General features: G+C 55.2%; 15 protein-coding genes and 2 pseudogenes. 3 read left to right on the top strand and 14 right to left on the bottom strand.

The features are described from left to right. Window positions 1-2: 2 nt before the first annotated feature. The 13 genes and pseudogenes from QPL98_RS17505 to QPL98_RS17445 form a co-directional block, all read right to left on the bottom strand. Window positions 3-1,901 (bottom strand): NADH-quinone oxidoreductase subunit L, encoded by a 1,899-nt coding sequence (locus QPL98_RS17505; RefSeq protein ID WP_153741175.1) that lies wholly within the window; start codon window positions 1,899-1,901, stop codon window positions 3-5. Then, window positions 1,898-2,209 (bottom strand): NADH-quinone oxidoreductase subunit NuoK, encoded by a 312-nt coding sequence (gene nuoK, locus QPL98_RS17500; RefSeq protein ID WP_053113951.1) that lies wholly within the window; start codon window positions 2,207-2,209, stop codon window positions 1,898-1,900. The genes QPL98_RS17505 and nuoK overlap by 4 nt, the downstream gene beginning before the upstream one ends. Further along, window positions 2,206-2,742, bottom strand: coding sequence for an NADH-quinone oxidoreductase subunit J (locus QPL98_RS17495; protein WP_199452670.1), 537 nt, complete (start codon window positions 2,740-2,742; stop codon window positions 2,206-2,208). Before QPL98_RS17495 ends, nuoK begins: the two co-directional genes overlap by 4 nt. Then, window positions 2,742-3,611, bottom strand: coding sequence for a complex I subunit 1 family protein (locus QPL98_RS17490; protein WP_227548929.1), 870 nt, complete (start codon window positions 3,609-3,611; stop codon window positions 2,742-2,744). Before QPL98_RS17490 ends, QPL98_RS17495 begins: the two co-directional genes overlap by 1 nt. Window positions 3,612-3,634: 23 nt before the next feature. After that, window positions 3,635-4,585: a Ni Fe-hydrogenase III large subunit gene (locus tag QPL98_RS17485; protein WP_303293693.1), complete on the bottom strand. Its 951-nt coding sequence runs from the start codon at window positions 4,583-4,585 to the stop codon at window positions 3,635-3,637. Window positions 4,586-5,556: 971 nt separating this feature from the next. After that, on the bottom strand, window positions 5,557-5,919 hold the full coding sequence (locus QPL98_RS17480; RefSeq protein WP_008169436.1) for an NADH-quinone oxidoreductase subunit A: 363 nt from the start codon (window positions 5,917-5,919) through the stop codon (window positions 5,557-5,559). Between the two features lie 151 nt (window positions 5,920-6,070). Continuing rightward, window positions 6,071-6,487, bottom strand: coding sequence for a hypothetical protein (locus tag QPL98_RS17475; protein ID WP_153741171.1), 417 nt, complete (start codon window positions 6,485-6,487; stop codon window positions 6,071-6,073). 113 nt (window positions 6,488-6,600) lie between these two features. Next, complete coding sequence (locus QPL98_RS17470; RefSeq protein ID WP_099615972.1) at window positions 6,601-6,819, bottom strand: hypothetical protein; 219 nt, start codon at window positions 6,817-6,819, stop codon at window positions 6,601-6,603. A 27-nt stretch (window positions 6,820-6,846) separates the two neighbouring features. Next, a complete protein-coding gene (locus tag QPL98_RS17465) occupies window positions 6,847-8,202 on the bottom strand; it encodes an APC family permease (RefSeq protein ID WP_278350854.1) in 1,356 nt (451 codons plus the stop codon). Window positions 8,203-8,213: 11 nt separating this feature from the next. After that, window positions 8,214-8,570: a hypothetical protein gene (locus QPL98_RS17460; RefSeq protein ID WP_092031100.1), complete on the bottom strand. Its 357-nt coding sequence runs from the start codon at window positions 8,568-8,570 to the stop codon at window positions 8,214-8,216. A gap of 141 nt (window positions 8,571-8,711) precedes the next feature. Next, window positions 8,712-9,461, bottom strand: a pseudogene (locus tag QPL98_RS17455) (copper resistance protein B). Beyond that, window positions 9,458-11,238, bottom strand: a pseudogene (locus QPL98_RS17450) (copper resistance system multicopper oxidase). Before QPL98_RS17450 ends, QPL98_RS17455 begins: the two co-directional pseudogenes overlap by 4 nt. A gap of 87 nt (window positions 11,239-11,325) precedes the next feature. Next, a complete protein-coding gene (locus tag QPL98_RS17445) occupies window positions 11,326-11,853 on the bottom strand; it encodes a cupredoxin domain-containing protein (RefSeq protein WP_199452690.1) in 528 nt (175 codons plus the stop codon). Window positions 11,854-12,054: 201 nt separating this feature from the next. Here QPL98_RS17445 and QPL98_RS17440 point away from each other — a divergent pair, with 201 nt between their 5' ends. From QPL98_RS17440 to QPL98_RS17430, 3 genes are all read left to right on the top strand, one after another. Further along, window positions 12,055-12,720, top strand: coding sequence for a response regulator transcription factor (locus QPL98_RS17440; RefSeq protein WP_053113967.1), 666 nt, complete (start codon window positions 12,055-12,057; stop codon window positions 12,718-12,720). Next, window positions 12,707-14,035, top strand: coding sequence for a sensor histidine kinase (locus QPL98_RS17435; protein ID WP_199452684.1), 1,329 nt, complete (start codon window positions 12,707-12,709; stop codon window positions 14,033-14,035). Before QPL98_RS17440 ends, QPL98_RS17435 begins: the two co-directional genes overlap by 14 nt. Before the next feature lie 877 nt (window positions 14,036-14,912). Continuing rightward, the gene (locus tag QPL98_RS17430) at window positions 14,913-15,602 is read left to right on the top strand and encodes a hypothetical protein (RefSeq protein ID WP_199452686.1); all 690 of its coding nucleotides are present in this window, start codon (window positions 14,913-14,915) and stop codon (window positions 15,600-15,602) included. Between the two features lie 2 nt (window positions 15,603-15,604). On the opposite strand, the gene QPL98_RS17425 is transcribed toward QPL98_RS17430, so the two are convergent. Further along, window positions 15,605-15,904, bottom strand: coding sequence for a hypothetical protein (locus QPL98_RS17425; RefSeq protein WP_199452688.1), 300 nt, complete (start codon window positions 15,902-15,904; stop codon window positions 15,605-15,607). Between the last annotated feature and the right edge of the window lie 529 nt (window positions 15,905-16,433).

The raw sequence follows: 16,433 nt of genomic DNA, 5'->3' as shown, positions 1-16,433 counted from the left end.
CTCTAAAAGCTCGTCGATGAAGCAAAAAGCAGAACAGCCAATGTGACGGCGATTGCGACCGCACTGATCGCCAGGCTGTGGTGGATGAGGCCGCTTTGGAGGTTTCGGGCTCGTGCACCCAGTGCACGCACAGCCGCCACCAGGGCGAAAATCAGGCCGTCGATACGGCGTTCATCTCCAAACCGCACGTAGGTCGCGACCCTCAGGCTCACTCTGCCCACGCAAAGCACAATCTTGAACAAGCCCCGCTCCGTTCGCTCGCCCGCAGAGGCAAGGAAGAGACCGGCGCGCCCAAGAGAAAGCACAGCTTCATACAGACGCCCTTCCAAACGCTCACATCCTCGGGCTACAGCCATTGCTGGCCTACCGACCCAGACCGTAAGCCCACCGCCAACGGAAAGTCCGCGTCGCGCCCACGGATAGACCGGACCTAGCAGGCGGGGAGCCGGCACGAGCCAGCCCAGGCCGAGGCCACACGCGGCAGCAAGAAGCCCGAGGAGCACGGCCAATGTGCCTGCGGTGACGGCGGGCAGATCAAGAACGGCCTCGATGGGGCCGAAGGCCAGGCCGAGAATCGTGGCAGGGACCGCCAACCCCCAAATGCCCACGCGCATCCAGGCACTACCGGCAACCGGTCGGGTTTCGCCGGAGCCTCGCCACAGCAGGCACAAGGCCCGGGCCATATAGCCGCCGGTCAGCAGGGTACCGGCCAGCGCCAGGGGGCCGAGCCAGGCGGCACCCTGCGCAGACAGGGCGGCGGCGATTACCGCATCCTTGGAGAAGAACCCACTCAGTGGCGGGATACCGGCCAGTGCCAGCGCTGCCAGCGCAAAGCCGGCAAAAGTCCAGGGTCTGTCACGACCAACCCCCTCCAACTGATCGAACCCGGTACCCCCGCGAGCATGCTGGAAGTCGCCGGCGGCAAGAAACAGGGTGCTCTTGATGGCTGCATGGGCGAGCAAATGCATGAGAGCCGCCAGCGGAACGCCGGCTCCAACCGCAACCAGCATCAAGCCATATTGACTGGCAGTGGAAGCCGCGAGCAGGCGTTTGAGATCACGCTCGGCAAGTGCAATAACCCCGGCTGCCACCGTGGTAACGCCGCCGACAAGTCCGACGACGAGCAACACCTCGGGTGTCAGCAGCGGGGCCGAACGGATCAGCAGGATGGCACCCGCCGCCACCAGCGTGGCCGAGTGCAGCAGCGCCGAGACCGGTGTCGGCCCCGCCATGGCACGCATAAGCCAGTCCTGCAAGGGGACCTGGGCCGACTTACCCATGGCGGCCAGTAGCAACAAAAGCCCCGCGGCGGTCGAGGCACTGCCGCCGGCCTCCAGGGAGGCGGCAATCTCGCCGGTACCGGCCGACCCAATCAGCATAAATACCGCCACGTACAAACCCAGATCGGCGCTACGAGTGTAGAGGAAAGCGCGACCGGCGGCATCCGCGGCCTCGGGTCGCTGGAACCAGAAGCCAATCAGCAGGTAACTGCACAAACCGATCAATTCCCAGGCCGCCAGCAACAGAACCCAGTCGCCGGACAGCACCAGCGCCTGCATGGCAGCCAGGAACAGGGACATTACGGCGTAGAAGCGGCACAGGCCGGACTCCCGCTTCATATAACCAACTGCATAAATCAGCACGAACGTGCCTACGGTGGCCACCGCCACCGTCAACAGCGCTTCCAGAGGTCCGGCAACCATTCGAAGCGGCATGTCTGGCAGCCCCGGCAGAAGCAGGGTTTCGGCCTGCCCGCCGGCGACCCGGGTCAGTAACCATAGACTGCCGCCCAGACTCAACGTCGCCCCGCCGAGAACCAGCGCCGTGGAGCCCCGGCGCAGGACCAGCAACGCCATGGCCGCGATCAGCGGTGGCATTATCGGTAGAAGCACTGCACTCATCCTTTCAGGTCCCCGGCTTCTTCCATTTCAACCGAGCCCTTGGCCCGGAAACGCGCAATCGCGACACCGAAGCCAACCGCCATTTCGACCGCCATGACGGTCATCACCACCAGCACGAACATCTGGCCGGAGTAGCTTTCGGGGTGCAGAAAACGCCAGAAGGCGACCAGGTTCACCAACGCGCCCGCAAGAATCAGCTCCACCCCCATCATGATCATAACCAGATTGGTCTGGGACAACGCGCCATAAACACCAATACCGAACAGGATTGCACCGGTTACAAGCGCCACGATCAGGACGAGAGTCATTCCGTATCCTCCTTGTCAGCAATATTGGCCGTCGTTTGCACCGGTATCGCCACCGCCGTGGCCGCAATCATCGCGGTCAGGATAGTGATACCGGCGGTTTCGAAGATCAGCATGGAACGACCCAGCAATTCCATGCCCAGCGCCCGTGTCTGCATCGCCGCATCCGGCGCCTCGGCCGTTACAGGTCCCCAATCGGCCCAAAACGCGACCACTATCGCAACACCGGCAGCGACCACGCCAGCGCCAATTGAAAAGCGCTTCTGGTGGGTCATATCCATGCCCCCCATCCCGCCCGGGTCCATCATGAACATCACCATGAAAATGGCCATGATGCTCATCTCCGTCGCCATCATCATGATCTGCAGCACGCCCAGGAATTCGGTCTGCATCGCCAGGAACATGCAGCCGACGGCAGTCTGAGAAAACAACAGCGCCAGCGCGGAACGCACCATGGACGATGTGCGAAACACCACCACGCCGAAGCCGATGGCGGCCAGCCCGAAAACGGCAACAAAAAAAGCCTGAGCGTACATTATGGAACCACCAGAACCAGTAAACCCACAACAATGATATTGAGCAGTGCCAGGGGAATCCCCAAGGTCCAGCACCACCGCATCAGATCCGCCTCGCGAATGCGCGGCAGATAGCGACCGGCCAGGAGCATCGACACGGCCACGGCCAGGGTCTTGATCAGGCTCCAGGCCCAGGGAGGCAGCAGCGGCCCATGCCAGCCGCCGAGGTAGAACACCGTGGTCGCGGAAGCCAGCGTGATCACCAGCGTCAGCCTGGCCAGGCGCAACACCCCCAGGCGCACGCCGGTGTATTCCGCGTCCACACCCCCGCCCAGTTCCCCGGGTGCGGTTGGCAGATCAAAAGGCGCACGAAACGCCAGCGCCATGGCGGCAATGAAAAACAGCACGAAACCAAGCGGCTGATAGACAATGTTCCACAAGCCGTCTTGGGAGCCAACGATCACCGTGGTCACCAGGGATTCGGCGCGCATCGCCACCGCAGTGATGGGCATGACAATAAGCATGGCGTAGGCGATGAGCTGGCCAAGGAATCGCCAGCCGCCGATCATGGCGTAGGCGCCATTCGGGCCCCAGCCGGCCATGATCAGCGCCACCAGCACATAGGCAAGCGCCGCGTTGATGAACAGCGCACCGGTAGCCAGATCCGCGATCACCAGGGTCGGCGCCAGAGGCAGAACCGCCGCGCCAAGCACCGCGACGATCAGCAGTAGCACCGGCGCCGTCTCGAAAAAGACCCGGTCCGGCGTGCGCGGTACAATGGATTCACGACCGAGGTGCGCCAGGCCGCTGAGTAGGGGCGCGGCCGGACGCAGGCGGCCCGTTGTCGTCCAGCCCTCGACCACGGCGAGCAGCCAGACGCTACCAAGCAACGCAAGCAACACGATGACGAAGTTCACGAGATCACCTCCCAGGGCGAAAGGTCAAGTGATCCGACCGCCACCAGTGCGTCGCCCAGTTCCCGGCCCTCGACAAGCTTTGCGACCAGGCCGATATGGTGACTGCAGGCGGTGTCCAACCTGTAGGATTTCACCTGGCCGTGTTCCAGAATCAGGCTCAGTTGAGCCTCGCCGCGCGGGGTTTCCACGGTGGCCTCACCGGTGCCTGATCCACGCCCGATGTTTCGCAAAACAGGTAGCCCCGGCTCCCCGGTTGCCTTGATGTAGTCGAGGCTCGTGATGATTTCGTCCAGGCGCTGCCACAGGCGCGCCCAGGCATCTCCGGCGTCGTCAGCAGCGCGCGCCACGGGGCCACTCAGGCCCGCAGTGCCCGATGGCAGTACGCCGATCCCCTTCAATCGCGATTTGAGCAAAGGCGTTCGCCCAAGACGAGCCGCCAATGCCTGCAGAGCGGGCGTCAGTTCCACAAGCCGTTTTCCACTGGCGCGGCGGATCTCCAGTTGCAGGGTTGCGGCACGATCCGTCAACCAGGCGAAGCCGAGCTGGCGCCCCGTTTGCGCCAGCCAACCCAGGTGACTGGCGATGCGCTCACATTCAAGCGCCACAGCCCGGGCCTGATCGGTTGCCGAATCGTTCTCCAGACCAGCCGCCCGCTCGATTGCCAGGCAGGCCAGCAGTCGGTAGCTCACGCTGGCCAGTGGCATGGCCGACGCCAGGCGCTCGATAAAGGTCTCGGCGTCGATCTCCTTGCCTTCTTCACTCTCATTGATCATGCCCACCAAGGATGTGGCCTGTCCTTCTGTTACGCCGTCACCGTCAAGAGTCAGCGTCAACTTGAGCCCACCAGGCAGACCGGGGAAAACCGGACCGAACGGCACCTCCATCCAGTCCATCGCCAACCCGTCGGCGCTACGAGGCAGGTCCTTGGTCACTTCAATCATGGACATGAATCCCGAGGCGCCGTGGTCATGCCCACCATGATCATGACCACTATGACCGTGACCTACATGATCATGGCCACCATGTTCGTGGCTATCATGACCGTGCTCACTGTGATCATGCCCCGAATTTTTCTCCTCCGCGTCGCCGTCGGACTCATCGTGCTGGTGCTTGTGTCCGTGATCATGATGGTTTTCGTGCGAGTGCTGATGACCCTCGTGCTGCTCATGATCGTGCTCATGCGAATCATGATGGTCATGGCAGTGACCATGATCGTGTTCGTGTTCATGGTGTTCGTGCTGCTGCGCATGATCATGATGCTGGTGTTCGTGCTCATGATGCTGGTGTTCGTGCTCATGATGCTGGTGTTCGTGCTCATGGTGCCGGTGCTCGCGATGATCGTGCCCATGGTCATGCTCGGGGGCCGGCTCCCCTGCCTCCCGGGCGACCAGGTCCATGCCACACTTGGGGCAACTACCCGGCTCGTTCTGGACAACTTCCGGGTGCATGGGGCAGACATACTCGATTCTGGCGTGCAGAACAGGGGCGTCGAAATCCTCGGGGGAGTCTGAGAATGCGCCCTTGGCCAGCGCGCGCTTCAACCAGTCAACCGCGTCGATCAGGCCGGCTTGCGAAACACCCGCGGAAAAATCAGCGTCCGGTAGCGTTGACGGCGTCTGTCCGCCCAAATTGACAATGGCTCGCGGCCTCGGCATCTGCGCATAGAGCACCGCCACGGCCTCGTTCATTTTCTCTGAAAGCTCGCCGATAATCAGGAGCACGCTCGCATCGCGAGGTGTCGCGGTGATGCGCATACCTGCCGCTGTCACATCCAGGCCATGGGACAGTGCCACTTCAGGCCCCGGGACGATCAGGCAGCTCAGGTTGCCCGCGAGGGCCCGGGAAACCCACTTCTGAAGTACCGTGAACCGCTCCTGCCGCTGGCGCGCGCCCGTAATGCTCATTGTCGGGTCAGAAGTCATTGCCGCCTCAATGCCCCCTGACTCCAGCCGTAGAGCAAACCAAGAAAGAGAATGGCAAGGAACACCCCCATGTCATACAAAGCAACCAGCCCTACTTCCCTGTATACAACTGCCCAGGGGTACATAAATGCCATTTCCATGTCGAAAGCCAGAAAGAGCAGCGCGTAGCCGTAGTACCGTGCGTGATAGCGGCCCCAGACCGGGTCCCGTGACAACACTCCGGAACTCGCTGGCACGTCCTTGCCCGGCTCCCGACGCGTCGGGCCCATGGCACGGGCAATCCCAAACAGGGCCAAAACCGTAGCTGCGATGCCAAGCACCAAGGCAAGCAGCAGACCGTACTGCTCCAAAATACTCATCATCCAATCCTCAAGTCGCGCAACGGAGTCTGCACTCCGATAGCGTTCTCCAGAGACAAGATCAATATGCCCTTAACTCGCTTCTTGGTTCCGCATGGGCGAACCGTACTTCCCGAGCAAACAGAGGCTAAAAACTCACCCGCAGATATCCTTACTCCAGTCCATGATGCTTCCCTTCATATACCTTGACGTTCCTTATCTTGCCTCCCTCATTGAGCAATTCGAAATCATTTCCAGACAAAGGCTTTATCTTGTTACAGGAATAGTCGCGACCATAGACAGATGTGCAAAATTTACCGTCTTTGACCTCCCATCTTCCGATATAGTGGGTAAGGTTTCCCTGCTGTTCGCGATATTTGGTCATTCCATAGATCGAACCATCAGGATCATAGTACTCATGAAAAGTTCGAGTGCGAAAATTGTCCTGAGCATCTCGGAATTCCATTTGCACCGTGTTTCCGACGACAACATCTGCGACACCTTCGCCAGAAAGAACTTCTTCAGCGTGCAAAAATGGCGCTTGCAAAAAAGTCAAAAATACGAACAGTTTAAAATTTATTGCTTTCATCTGGTTATCTCCCAGTTTCTTTCAATTATTGTGATCACACGAACAACAGCCTTAAGTCGTATCGTAGGATTGTGAAGAAAGCTCAATGTATCAATTGCATTACAACAGTCCACTTATTTTCCACTCCGCTCAACTGGCCAGTCACTAAAAGCGATGAAGTAGAGCAAAACCAGATTGACGATGGGGATAAGTATCAAGACCCCCATCCACCCCGGATATCCCGTGCGCTGGCAGATACGCCAGGCCGGTATCACTACCACAATGCCAATCACCAGCATCCAGAGCCAGTGACCTGCCCACATTGTGTTGCCAAACATATCACCTTCCATCACGGTGCTGTCCTCCCGGTTGACTACTGATTAGTGGTGATCATGGGCATGAGATTCATCATGTCCCGAATGTCCGGTTTCCTGGAACCTTTTCAGAAAAAACTGCTCTGCTGCCGCAATAACAACCATCGTGCCAACCGCAACGCCAATCACAAACGGGTCAGAGTTCAGTTTGACCCAAACAAACCCTCCGAGTACGAGCAAATCCAGGAGGATGGCAACCGCTGGCACCCACGCCTTTGCCTTCACATCGTGGCGCAAATAACGAAGGACTCCCCAGTGAATGGCAATATCCATTACCAAATAGAATACGATACCTAATGCTGCAATCCGGGAGAGATCAAAGAAAGCCGTCAGAACCAGCCCCAGGACCACGGTGTACACCAACGTGTGCTTTTGGATACTGCCCGGCATACCGAAATGACGATGGGGAACCAGTTTCATTTCGGTTAACATCGCAAGCATACGTGAGACCGCAAAAATACTGGCTAGAATACCGCCGGCGGTGGCCATCATGGCAATGGCAACGGTGAACCAGACCGCGTACTCTCCCAGAGCCGGGCGCGCGGCGGCAGCAAGCGAGTAATCCTGCGTTTCGATGATTTCAGCCAGCGACAGGTTACTGGCCACAGCAAAACCAACCAAAGTATAAATCACCACGCAGGCCGCGATGGAAATAATGATGGCCCGCCCTACATTCCGCTTGGGATCTATGACTTCAGAGCCGCTGTTAGTGATCGTAGTAAAGCCCTTGAAGGCCAGTATTCCAAGTGCCGTCGCACCCAGGAAATTACCCGTTGCTCCGGCTTCGCCCGTGCTTGAAAAGTCGACCAACAGACTGTCGGCAACCCATACACCCACGACCCCGAAAATCAGTATGCCTCCGATCTTCAGGATGCCTATGAAGGAGGCCACCCCCTGAATCATTCGGTTACCGAGCAGGTTGATCAGAAACGCTGCCAGGATCAGGGACACGCCGAGAATGGGCACCATGCGACCGCTTTCATCGCCACCGAACAGCTGCATGGTGTACGAGCCGAACGTGCGCGCGAGGAAGCTCTGGGCGATCACCATCGAGAAATACATCAGCAGGGCGTTAAACGCCGTCGGCAGACGGTTTCCGTAAGCCTTGTGAAGGTACATGCCAATGCCCCCGGCTGAGGGGTAGGCATCAGAAATCTTGATATAGGAATAAGAGCTGAAGCTGACGATCACCGCAGCCGCCAGAAACGCCAATGGGAAAAGAACACCGGTCATCTGCGCCATCTGCCCGGTAAGTGCAAAGATACCGGCGCCGATCATGACGCCGGTACCGAGCATAACGGTTCCCGCGAGTGTGAGACTGCCTTCCTTATAGCGAGTGGTTCTATCTTGCTCCCTGCTCATTTAACCTCCGGTTATTTTCGTTTCATGGGCGGGATCTTTGAACAGCAAAACGGATCAAGTTTGGCATTGGCACGTACGTTATCATCTGTAAACCGGTACCACGCCAGTTTCCGTTTAGTCCACCACCCCCCCTTCAACCGACCGCCATGTGCTTCAATCGCCTCCAGCAACTCATCGGTGGACCAATGGGTTCCATCGAAGGTGACTTGCAGTTGGTTATTTGCCTTGCGTTCGGCAAAATCTACACAGGGATGATGGTTGAGTTCGTGAATAAAATCAAACCATTCGCCCTCTTCAATACCTTCAACGGCAAGTTTTCGGCGCAGCAGAAACTGCTCTTGGTTCGATGCTTTGTGTGCTTTAGTCATGGGAGAAACCTCTTAGCCTTATCATCTCCCCTCTATGACAACATGCGGACCTGAACTGCGACTGAAAATCAGTGAGGGCTTTCGATGAAATTGATGTACATCAAAAAGAGAGCCAGGACAAAACCTGGCTCGTTATCCCAATCAGAACGCGATGCGGGCACCGATGACTGCGAACCAGTCTTCTGTGCCACCGCCTTCGGCTTTAGCGAGATCTGCGGTATCACCGTACTTGCGCTCATGCACCACGCCCACGTAAGGCGAGAATGCGCGATCGATCAGGTCATAGCGTAACCGGAGCCCAGTTTCGGTGGAAACCAAGCCTTTACCCACGCCAATTTCCTCGTCCTCGCTGAATGCTACCGTTGCATCCAGCGTCGCAGACAGGATCCAGTAGTTAGTGAACAGCAGCTCGTATTCCGCGTCGATTTCGGCAGACGAATCACCATCCTTGCTAACATACAGGTTGGCATCGACCTCAAACCATTGTGGGGCAAGCCCAGCGACACCCAGCACGGCATAAGTGCGATCCGGCCCTTCAGGGGTGTCGAAGCGAACACCCGCTTTGGCGTCGAAGAACTTGGAGATGGGGATCTGGCCGACCAACTGGTTTTCCAGTGTTTCGTAGGCCTGTTCCTCTATCTCGTATTCCCCGGTTGTGAGCAGCCGGACTTTGAACTCGTCGGTGCCATAGAAGGCATCCGCATTCCAGACGCCCAGTTCCTCATCATCATCGCTGTATCGGTACTCAAACTCCTCAAATTGAACACCCCAGGCTGTGAGCGGTTGTTTACGAGCGGTGGTATCGGAAATCATTTCCTAAGCTATCACCGTCGTTGAGAAACCAATAGAGGCAAGGAAACTGACTGCGGCAAGTGATCGAATACAGCTCATGCCTCACCTCCATCTTCAGCAACAACGCCTGTCTTGGCCTGCGTGGACTCAGGGCCACCCTCAACAATCACCTTGCGGAACATCCCGGCAGCCGCATGGTAAGAAAGATGGCAATGGAACGCCCATTGGCCTGGCTCGTCAACCTCGGTTTCCATGTACACCGTAGTGCCCGGGTTCACGCTAACGGTGTGTTTGATCGGGTTCCACTGACCTGCGCCAACATCAAGGATGGACCACATACCGTGCAGGTGCATGGGATGAGTCATCATGGTTTCGTTCACAAACTTGAAACGGACCCGTTCACCATATTTGAGACGAATGGGATCCGCGTCTTCGTATTTAACACCGTTGATACTCCACGTGTAGCGCTCCATATTGCCGGTCAAACGAAGCTCGATCTCCCGAGTCGGTTCGCGGTCTTCGTACAACGGGTCCTGAGCCTTCAGATCAGCATAGGACAGGAACTTGCCACCATTGGCCGCCGTCGGCACAAGGCCACTGCCCTTGGCATAGAAGGGATCGCTGGGACCGCCTTTTCCCATCGCCATGGAACCATGGTCCATGCCGGACATGTCAGAGTGATCCATTCCTTTCATGTTGGAGTGATCCATTCCTTTCATATTCGAATGGTCCATGCTGCCCATGTTTGAGTGGTCCATTCCGGACACACCTTCTGAGCTGCCCATATCCATGTTTCCATGATCCATGCCTGCCATGCTGCCATGGTCCATACCGGGCATACCGCCCATATCCGCCATGGTCAGTCGGGCAGCTTCACGCAGTTGCGGCACGGCCGCTTCCATACCCTCTTCGGGGGCCAGTGTTGCCCTCGCATAACCGGAACGCCCCATGGATTCGGCGAAGATTGTGTAAGCCTGCTCGTCCTTCGGGCGTACTATCACGTCGTAGGTTTCCGCCACACCGATCCGGAATTCATCGACACTGACCGGCTGAACGTTGTTGCCATCGGCCTGAACGACTGTCATATCCAGACCGGGAATCCGGATATCAAAATAGGTCATCGCCGAGGAGTTGATGAAGCGCAGCCGGATGCGTTCGCCGGGCTCAAAGATTCCGGTCCAGTTTTGGTCCGGTCCTTTACCGTTGATCAGGCCCGTAAAGCCCTGCAGATCCTCAACGTCCGCTTTCATCATGCGCATATCGCCCCATGCCATCCGATCTCGGACAGTATTCATCAGACCGTTTCGGACACGTCCGAGAAAAACTCGCCCACGGTTTGCTGCTCACGGTTGTAATAGTCCGGCATCATTTTCAGGTTGCGCATGATGCGGTCACCGGAATGTGGGTGTTTATCGGTCAGCTGCACTACGTATTCACGATCGTAGCGGAACGGTTCACGGCCTTCGGGCTCAATGACAATGGCGCCATAGGCTCCGTCTGGTTCCTGAAAACCAGAGTGGCTGTGGAACCAGTAAGTGCCTGCCTGCTGGATAGGAAATTCATAGGTGAATGTTTCACCCGGCTTGATACCTGGAAAACTGATACCGGGTACACCATCCTGGTCGAAGGGAAGAATCAGGCCGTGCCAGTGGATCGAGGTCATCTCGTCCAGGTTGTTGGTCACGTTGATTTTGACGTTTTCACCTTCCTTGAAGCGCATCACCGGTCCAGGAGATGCGCCGTTGTAGCCTATACCTTCTTTCACAAAATCGCCGGTATCAATTTTAACCCGGTCAACCGTAAGGTCGTACTCACCGGCCATAACCATGGCCGGCATCAGCAGGGTCAAAAGCCCTGTCAAAAGGCGTATCTTCATCTGTTTTATTCCCAACTGCACTTCATTGGAGTTAGGCTGGAAAGCCTTCACCAGCCCTTGCAATCGTGCGGCGCTCAGCACACTGTATTATTCGAAATTTACGTCACCGTACATTCCTGACTGGTAATGGCCCGGCACGTTACAGGCAAATTCGATATTGCCTTTATCAGAGAACTTCCAGACAACTTCCTTGCTCTGCCCGGGTTCCAGTAAGACGCTGTTGGGATCGTCGTGTTTCATGGAATGACCATTGCCCATATCCATGTTCATCATGTCGTGGTTCAGCTTGCCGCCCTGAATCACGCCATGCTCAACCATCATCATCATTTCTTTTTGATGGCTCTCGTGCATGGCGGGGGTGCCAATGTTGAACTCATGGACAAGACTGCCCTTATTCTCCACCACAAATCTCACGGTTTCACCAGGCTTCACAGTTATTTCTTCCGGCTCATAGTAGTTGTCGTACATTTCAACCGTGATCGTGCGGGCAGCTTCGGACGCTTTAGCAGGTTCTCCGCTGCTAGCCCCGTGCCCGCCACCGTGGGCTCCTGCTGCAAAAGCACCCGCTGACATTGAAAAGGCCACACCCGCTACCAACAACTTTGATACATTCATACCATCTTCTCCTGTGAAATCGTTCAGCAACAATTAATTGTATTTTCAGGACACTTGATCAATGTCCAGAATCGTTACATAAGATCGCTTACCAACCTGAATTCTTACTGAAAATTCAAAAAAATTTATTTAGGCTGAATTCAGGACTACTAAAGACATTACGTTGAATTCACAGTCGCCGCTCAGCAAAAAGGAAAAAAAATGCGTTTACTACTGGTTGAAGACGATCAGATGCTCTCAAACAGCCTTTTGCATCAACTTGAAAAATCGGGGTTCAGCGTGGACCCTGCGTATACGGCAAAAGAAGCAATAACTCTGGGTGAACAGGAAGATTATCGGGTCAGCATCTTGGATCTGGGGCTGCCCGACGGCAACGGTTTAGATGTTTTAAAAAAGTGGCGCGCAAAGAACATTGCCTTTCCCGTACTAATCCTGACAGCGCGAGATGACTGGCATGATAAAGTGGCTGGACTAAAGGCAGGGGCAGACGACTACCTCGCAAAACCTTTCCAGACCGAAGAGTTAATTGCACGGCTGAATGCTATTGTTCGCAGGAGCGAAGGGAGAACACATTCATTGGTTAAGGCAGGCCGCTTTGTGCTGGATGAAAATCGTCAATGCTTGTCGGTGGACGATGGAACTGAACATCCACTTACCGGCACAGAGTTTCGTCTTCTGCGCTGCCTGATGAGTAAGCCGGGCCATGTCTTTTCAAAAGACCAACTGCTAGAGCAGCTTTACAGTCTCGAAGATAGCCCAAGCGCGAACGTTATCGAGGCATATATTCGGAGGCTGCGAAGACTGGTGGGAAATTCCACAATCTCAACCCGACGTGGCCAAGGCTATATGTTCAATGACAACGTTTAAGAAACCTGCCTCTGTAAAAGGCACCCTGCTTGTAATACTGCTGCCCGCAGGTGTTGCCTTGATGGCAATAGCCTGGTTTGCACATGGTGCTCTGCTCGAAAGAATGTCCCGTGAATTTGTCACGGACAGGCTGAAAGAGGAGGTTTCGTTTTTAGAGCATCAGATTCGGGACAGTGACGGAGCCTTCGACGGACTCAAGACGGGCGATTACTTTCAGCGCGTATTCCACCATGCTTTTGTTCAACACTCCGATTCCAGGACCATCATTTCGCCAGAATCATGGAAACCGCTACTATCGCCGCTCATCAAATCGGAAAAAGAGGGCACGATTCGGGTCGAAAATTCTGAAATAGCAGGGGCCCCAACGGACATATTGGCATATCGGAGTTCCTTCATCGCAAACGAAAAACCGTTTGTTGTTATCGTTGCAGAAGACCTCGGCGCATTGAAGAATAGCCAGGCAGAGCTACATGCATGGACGGCAATCGCATCTCTTTTACTTATCTCGCTATTGGTTTGTGCAATCTGGCTCGGCGTCAATTTGTCCATGCATTCTGTCACACGACTCAAGGCGTCACTGAAAAGACTCCAGGATGGGAGCGTCTCGCGTATAGATATGACTGTCCCCGAGGAGTTCCACCCTCTCGTCGAACAGTTGAACCAGCTGCTTGACTCACTTGATCAACGATTGGAGCGCTCGAGGAATGCGCTGGCAAACCTATCCCACAGCGTTAAAACTCCGATTGCGTCTGTCCAACAAATTCTCAGCGACACTTCTACGCCGCTAGATAGCGAGTTAAGGCAGCAAATAGCTGCGCGTCTCGGGGATATTGACAAACAACTTGAAGCTGAAATGCGCCGCAGCCGGTTTGCTGGGCCGCAGGTAGGAAAAAGCTGCTATCCAGTAGAAAAAGCACGGGACCTTCTGTGGATGATGGGAAGACTATACCCGGCAAAATCATTTGAGTTATCAAGTTCTCTCCCAGAGAATAGCCGTTGGCCAATTGTAGAATACGACCTATCTGAAATACTGGGGATCGTGCTGGACAATGCGGGGAAGTGGTCACATAGAGAGGTGGAGCTAATATTGGAACAACGCGGCCCCTCAAAACGAATTGTCGTGACAGACGATGGTCCCGGCGTTGAGGAAGCTGAATTGAGCAAGCTTGGTCAACGAGGATTAAGGCTGGACGAACAGACTCCGGGCCACGGGCTCGGCCTTGCAATCGTTCAAGACATTGTTAGCCGGTATGGTGGGAAGATCGTCTTTTCAAATCGCCCACGGGGTGGATTAAAGGTCACGATTGAATTTTGAATTCACGAAAGTTAACGAGTGGGTTATCGCGCCTGAAAAACTCTGACAACTCTACCCTTAGCAAGAACCAACGCAGTCAAACAAGTACGATTTGCCACACAACCGCACTGGCCTGACGGTGGCAACCATTCAGCGGGACCACATGCTCGATGTCGATCTCACTGCTGTTCTGGATGACTTTGCCTGTGAACGGACTGATTCAGCGGCCCGAAACCACTCTGCAACGACGTTCATCTGCAAGCCGGACCTTGGTCGTGGATTGTGCAATCAATGCCTCAGTACGGCTGTCTTGACAATCTCCATCGGCGTCTTCCCAACCTTGCCCGAACGCAGACCGTTCGTAGCTTTGTAACTTGCCTTTCTGCTCTTGGACCTGTTGAACCGAGGCCAAAGAGACACCATCCGGAAGTTTACCGCCTGAATCCAGGCAGGCATCAACAGAGTCGTAGGGTTGATATTTCTTGATTCGCTCATACCAACTTCCTTGCGGTGGATGGCAAAGGCCGCTGCTCGACTTTTTATATTGGAAGCGTGAGCCGGAGCACTGATAAGACCTGCTACCACAAAAACGAAGAGGGGGAGGATTCTTAAAGCGCAAACCATGATGTGTAAAGGCTCTCTCAAGTGTAAACTTACGGAAGGCTGCACACGTATGGTCCCTCGCAGCCTTACACTCCATGGACGATGCTTCACTCCTAGGAAGCGACAACGATTGACCGAAGGTCGGTGTTTCCAGTTTGCAGCCCAAAGAGGCTGAGAAGTTTATTGACCATTTTCGATTGCAGCAAGCTGACGTAGGCCTCAGAGTAGAGCAGGCGACGCCTGCTTGGCTGCGTACTATCTTTAACGTGATTTGGACGGGAAAGATCGACTATCCATGGCTATTAGCTTTTATGAAAAAGGGGAGCTGACCTCTGGCTTCCACGGTTGGCGAGTTGTTGCCACCATCCGAGGCAAACGCTATCAGAAGTATTTCTCTCTTAAGAGGCCGAACAACAGAATTACTCAAGAACTCTGGTACCAGTATCAAGAGACCAGGGCCAAGTACTATGAGGCCCGTTACATGGCCCGCTCCGCAGCACTTCAATATCTGGATTTCATTGGAAAAGACCATCCCTCAACCCTCCCCTGTCGCGGTGTTGGCTTCCAGGGCATCACGCTTGGCATCGGAAGCGGGAAAAGTACTGCACAGGAAACCTGCTATTTCTCCGTAAACAAACGAGGAGCTGCTAACAAATTCTACATAGATGAGCGGGCATCTCTATCTCAGGCCTGGGAGCATGCCGTAAAACATTGGGGAGAAGTGTTCAATATCCGACCCAAAGACATAGCTAAAAAGCTCGAACAGGTTCCCAGTCCTGATCAGTTCAAATCGCTTCGAAAACAACTGAACAATCACGAGGGCTGCGACTATCAAGCCAGCGTCCTCCATCATGTTTACGCCGAACAACGTAGCCAGCTGGAAAAACATAAGGCTAAGGCAACCACCAGAGGAAAGCTCAACGAGGATGATCTTCTGGCAATGTACGCGAACCTAGAGCGCCAGGTGTCAGAGTTTCGGAATTAGATCTATTCAGTGTCTTGGCCGAAGGACCGGCCCAGCGCGTCCGGTTTAGACGAAAAAACCCTGACCATTGGCTGTCGTCCTTCCACGACGCCAACAATTCTGTCATATCCGATGAAAGCCCCTACCATGTAGACACCGGGGCCAAGCCGTTTGTAGGGCTCAAGAATCATCGTTCGCCAAGCTTCGATATCCAATAGAACCGACTTTAACTCTAGAACTAATCGTAGAATCCTGCGGTCCGCCACGCCGAGCCAATGAGAAAGCTCAATATTATCTTCTGTAACGATGCCGACGGTTTCCATTGACGCAAACGCTTGAAGGGTGGCGTAGTCATATTGTGTCGGCGACGAAACTCCGTCCTCAGCTCGCTAATCCCGTTCACGTGGATTTCCAACTAGTAAGGTCAGAAGGCAAATACCGTAACCTTTCCAAAGGCAATGCGGACAGTAACCGATGCTCATTGAGAGTGATGGAACACCTCTGACCCAAAACTGAATATTCGAACATTATTCTGATAATCCTGATTGACTAGGTCAAGATTGGGTCGATCAAAGGGTGCGAATTGTCACAAGCGGGGGTGGTGCCAAGTCTCTCCTTGGCGCGTCACACCACTGGGCAGGTGTCGCGTTTGCCTAGCATCCGTGCCGGCTGCATATTCCGGCCCATCGTGACCGCCCATTCCGTTTGAACGTGACCGCCTGTTCCGGTTGATCGTGACCGCTCACTCCGTTTTATCGTGACCGATTTCGGGCGTTTTTCCGGAATCACCGGTCACGTTCCTCCGGAATCACTGCCAACACGCTGGAATTCTTCAACTTTATCCGGCATACC

This window comes from Marinobacter sp. ST-43, from assembly GCF_030541085.1.
Classification (GTDB): domain Bacteria; phylum Pseudomonadota; class Gammaproteobacteria; order Pseudomonadales; family Oleiphilaceae; genus Marinobacter; species Marinobacter nauticus.
The sequence above is the reverse complement of the archived record's forward strand: the minus strand, read 5'-3'. Positions and strand labels throughout refer to the sequence as shown.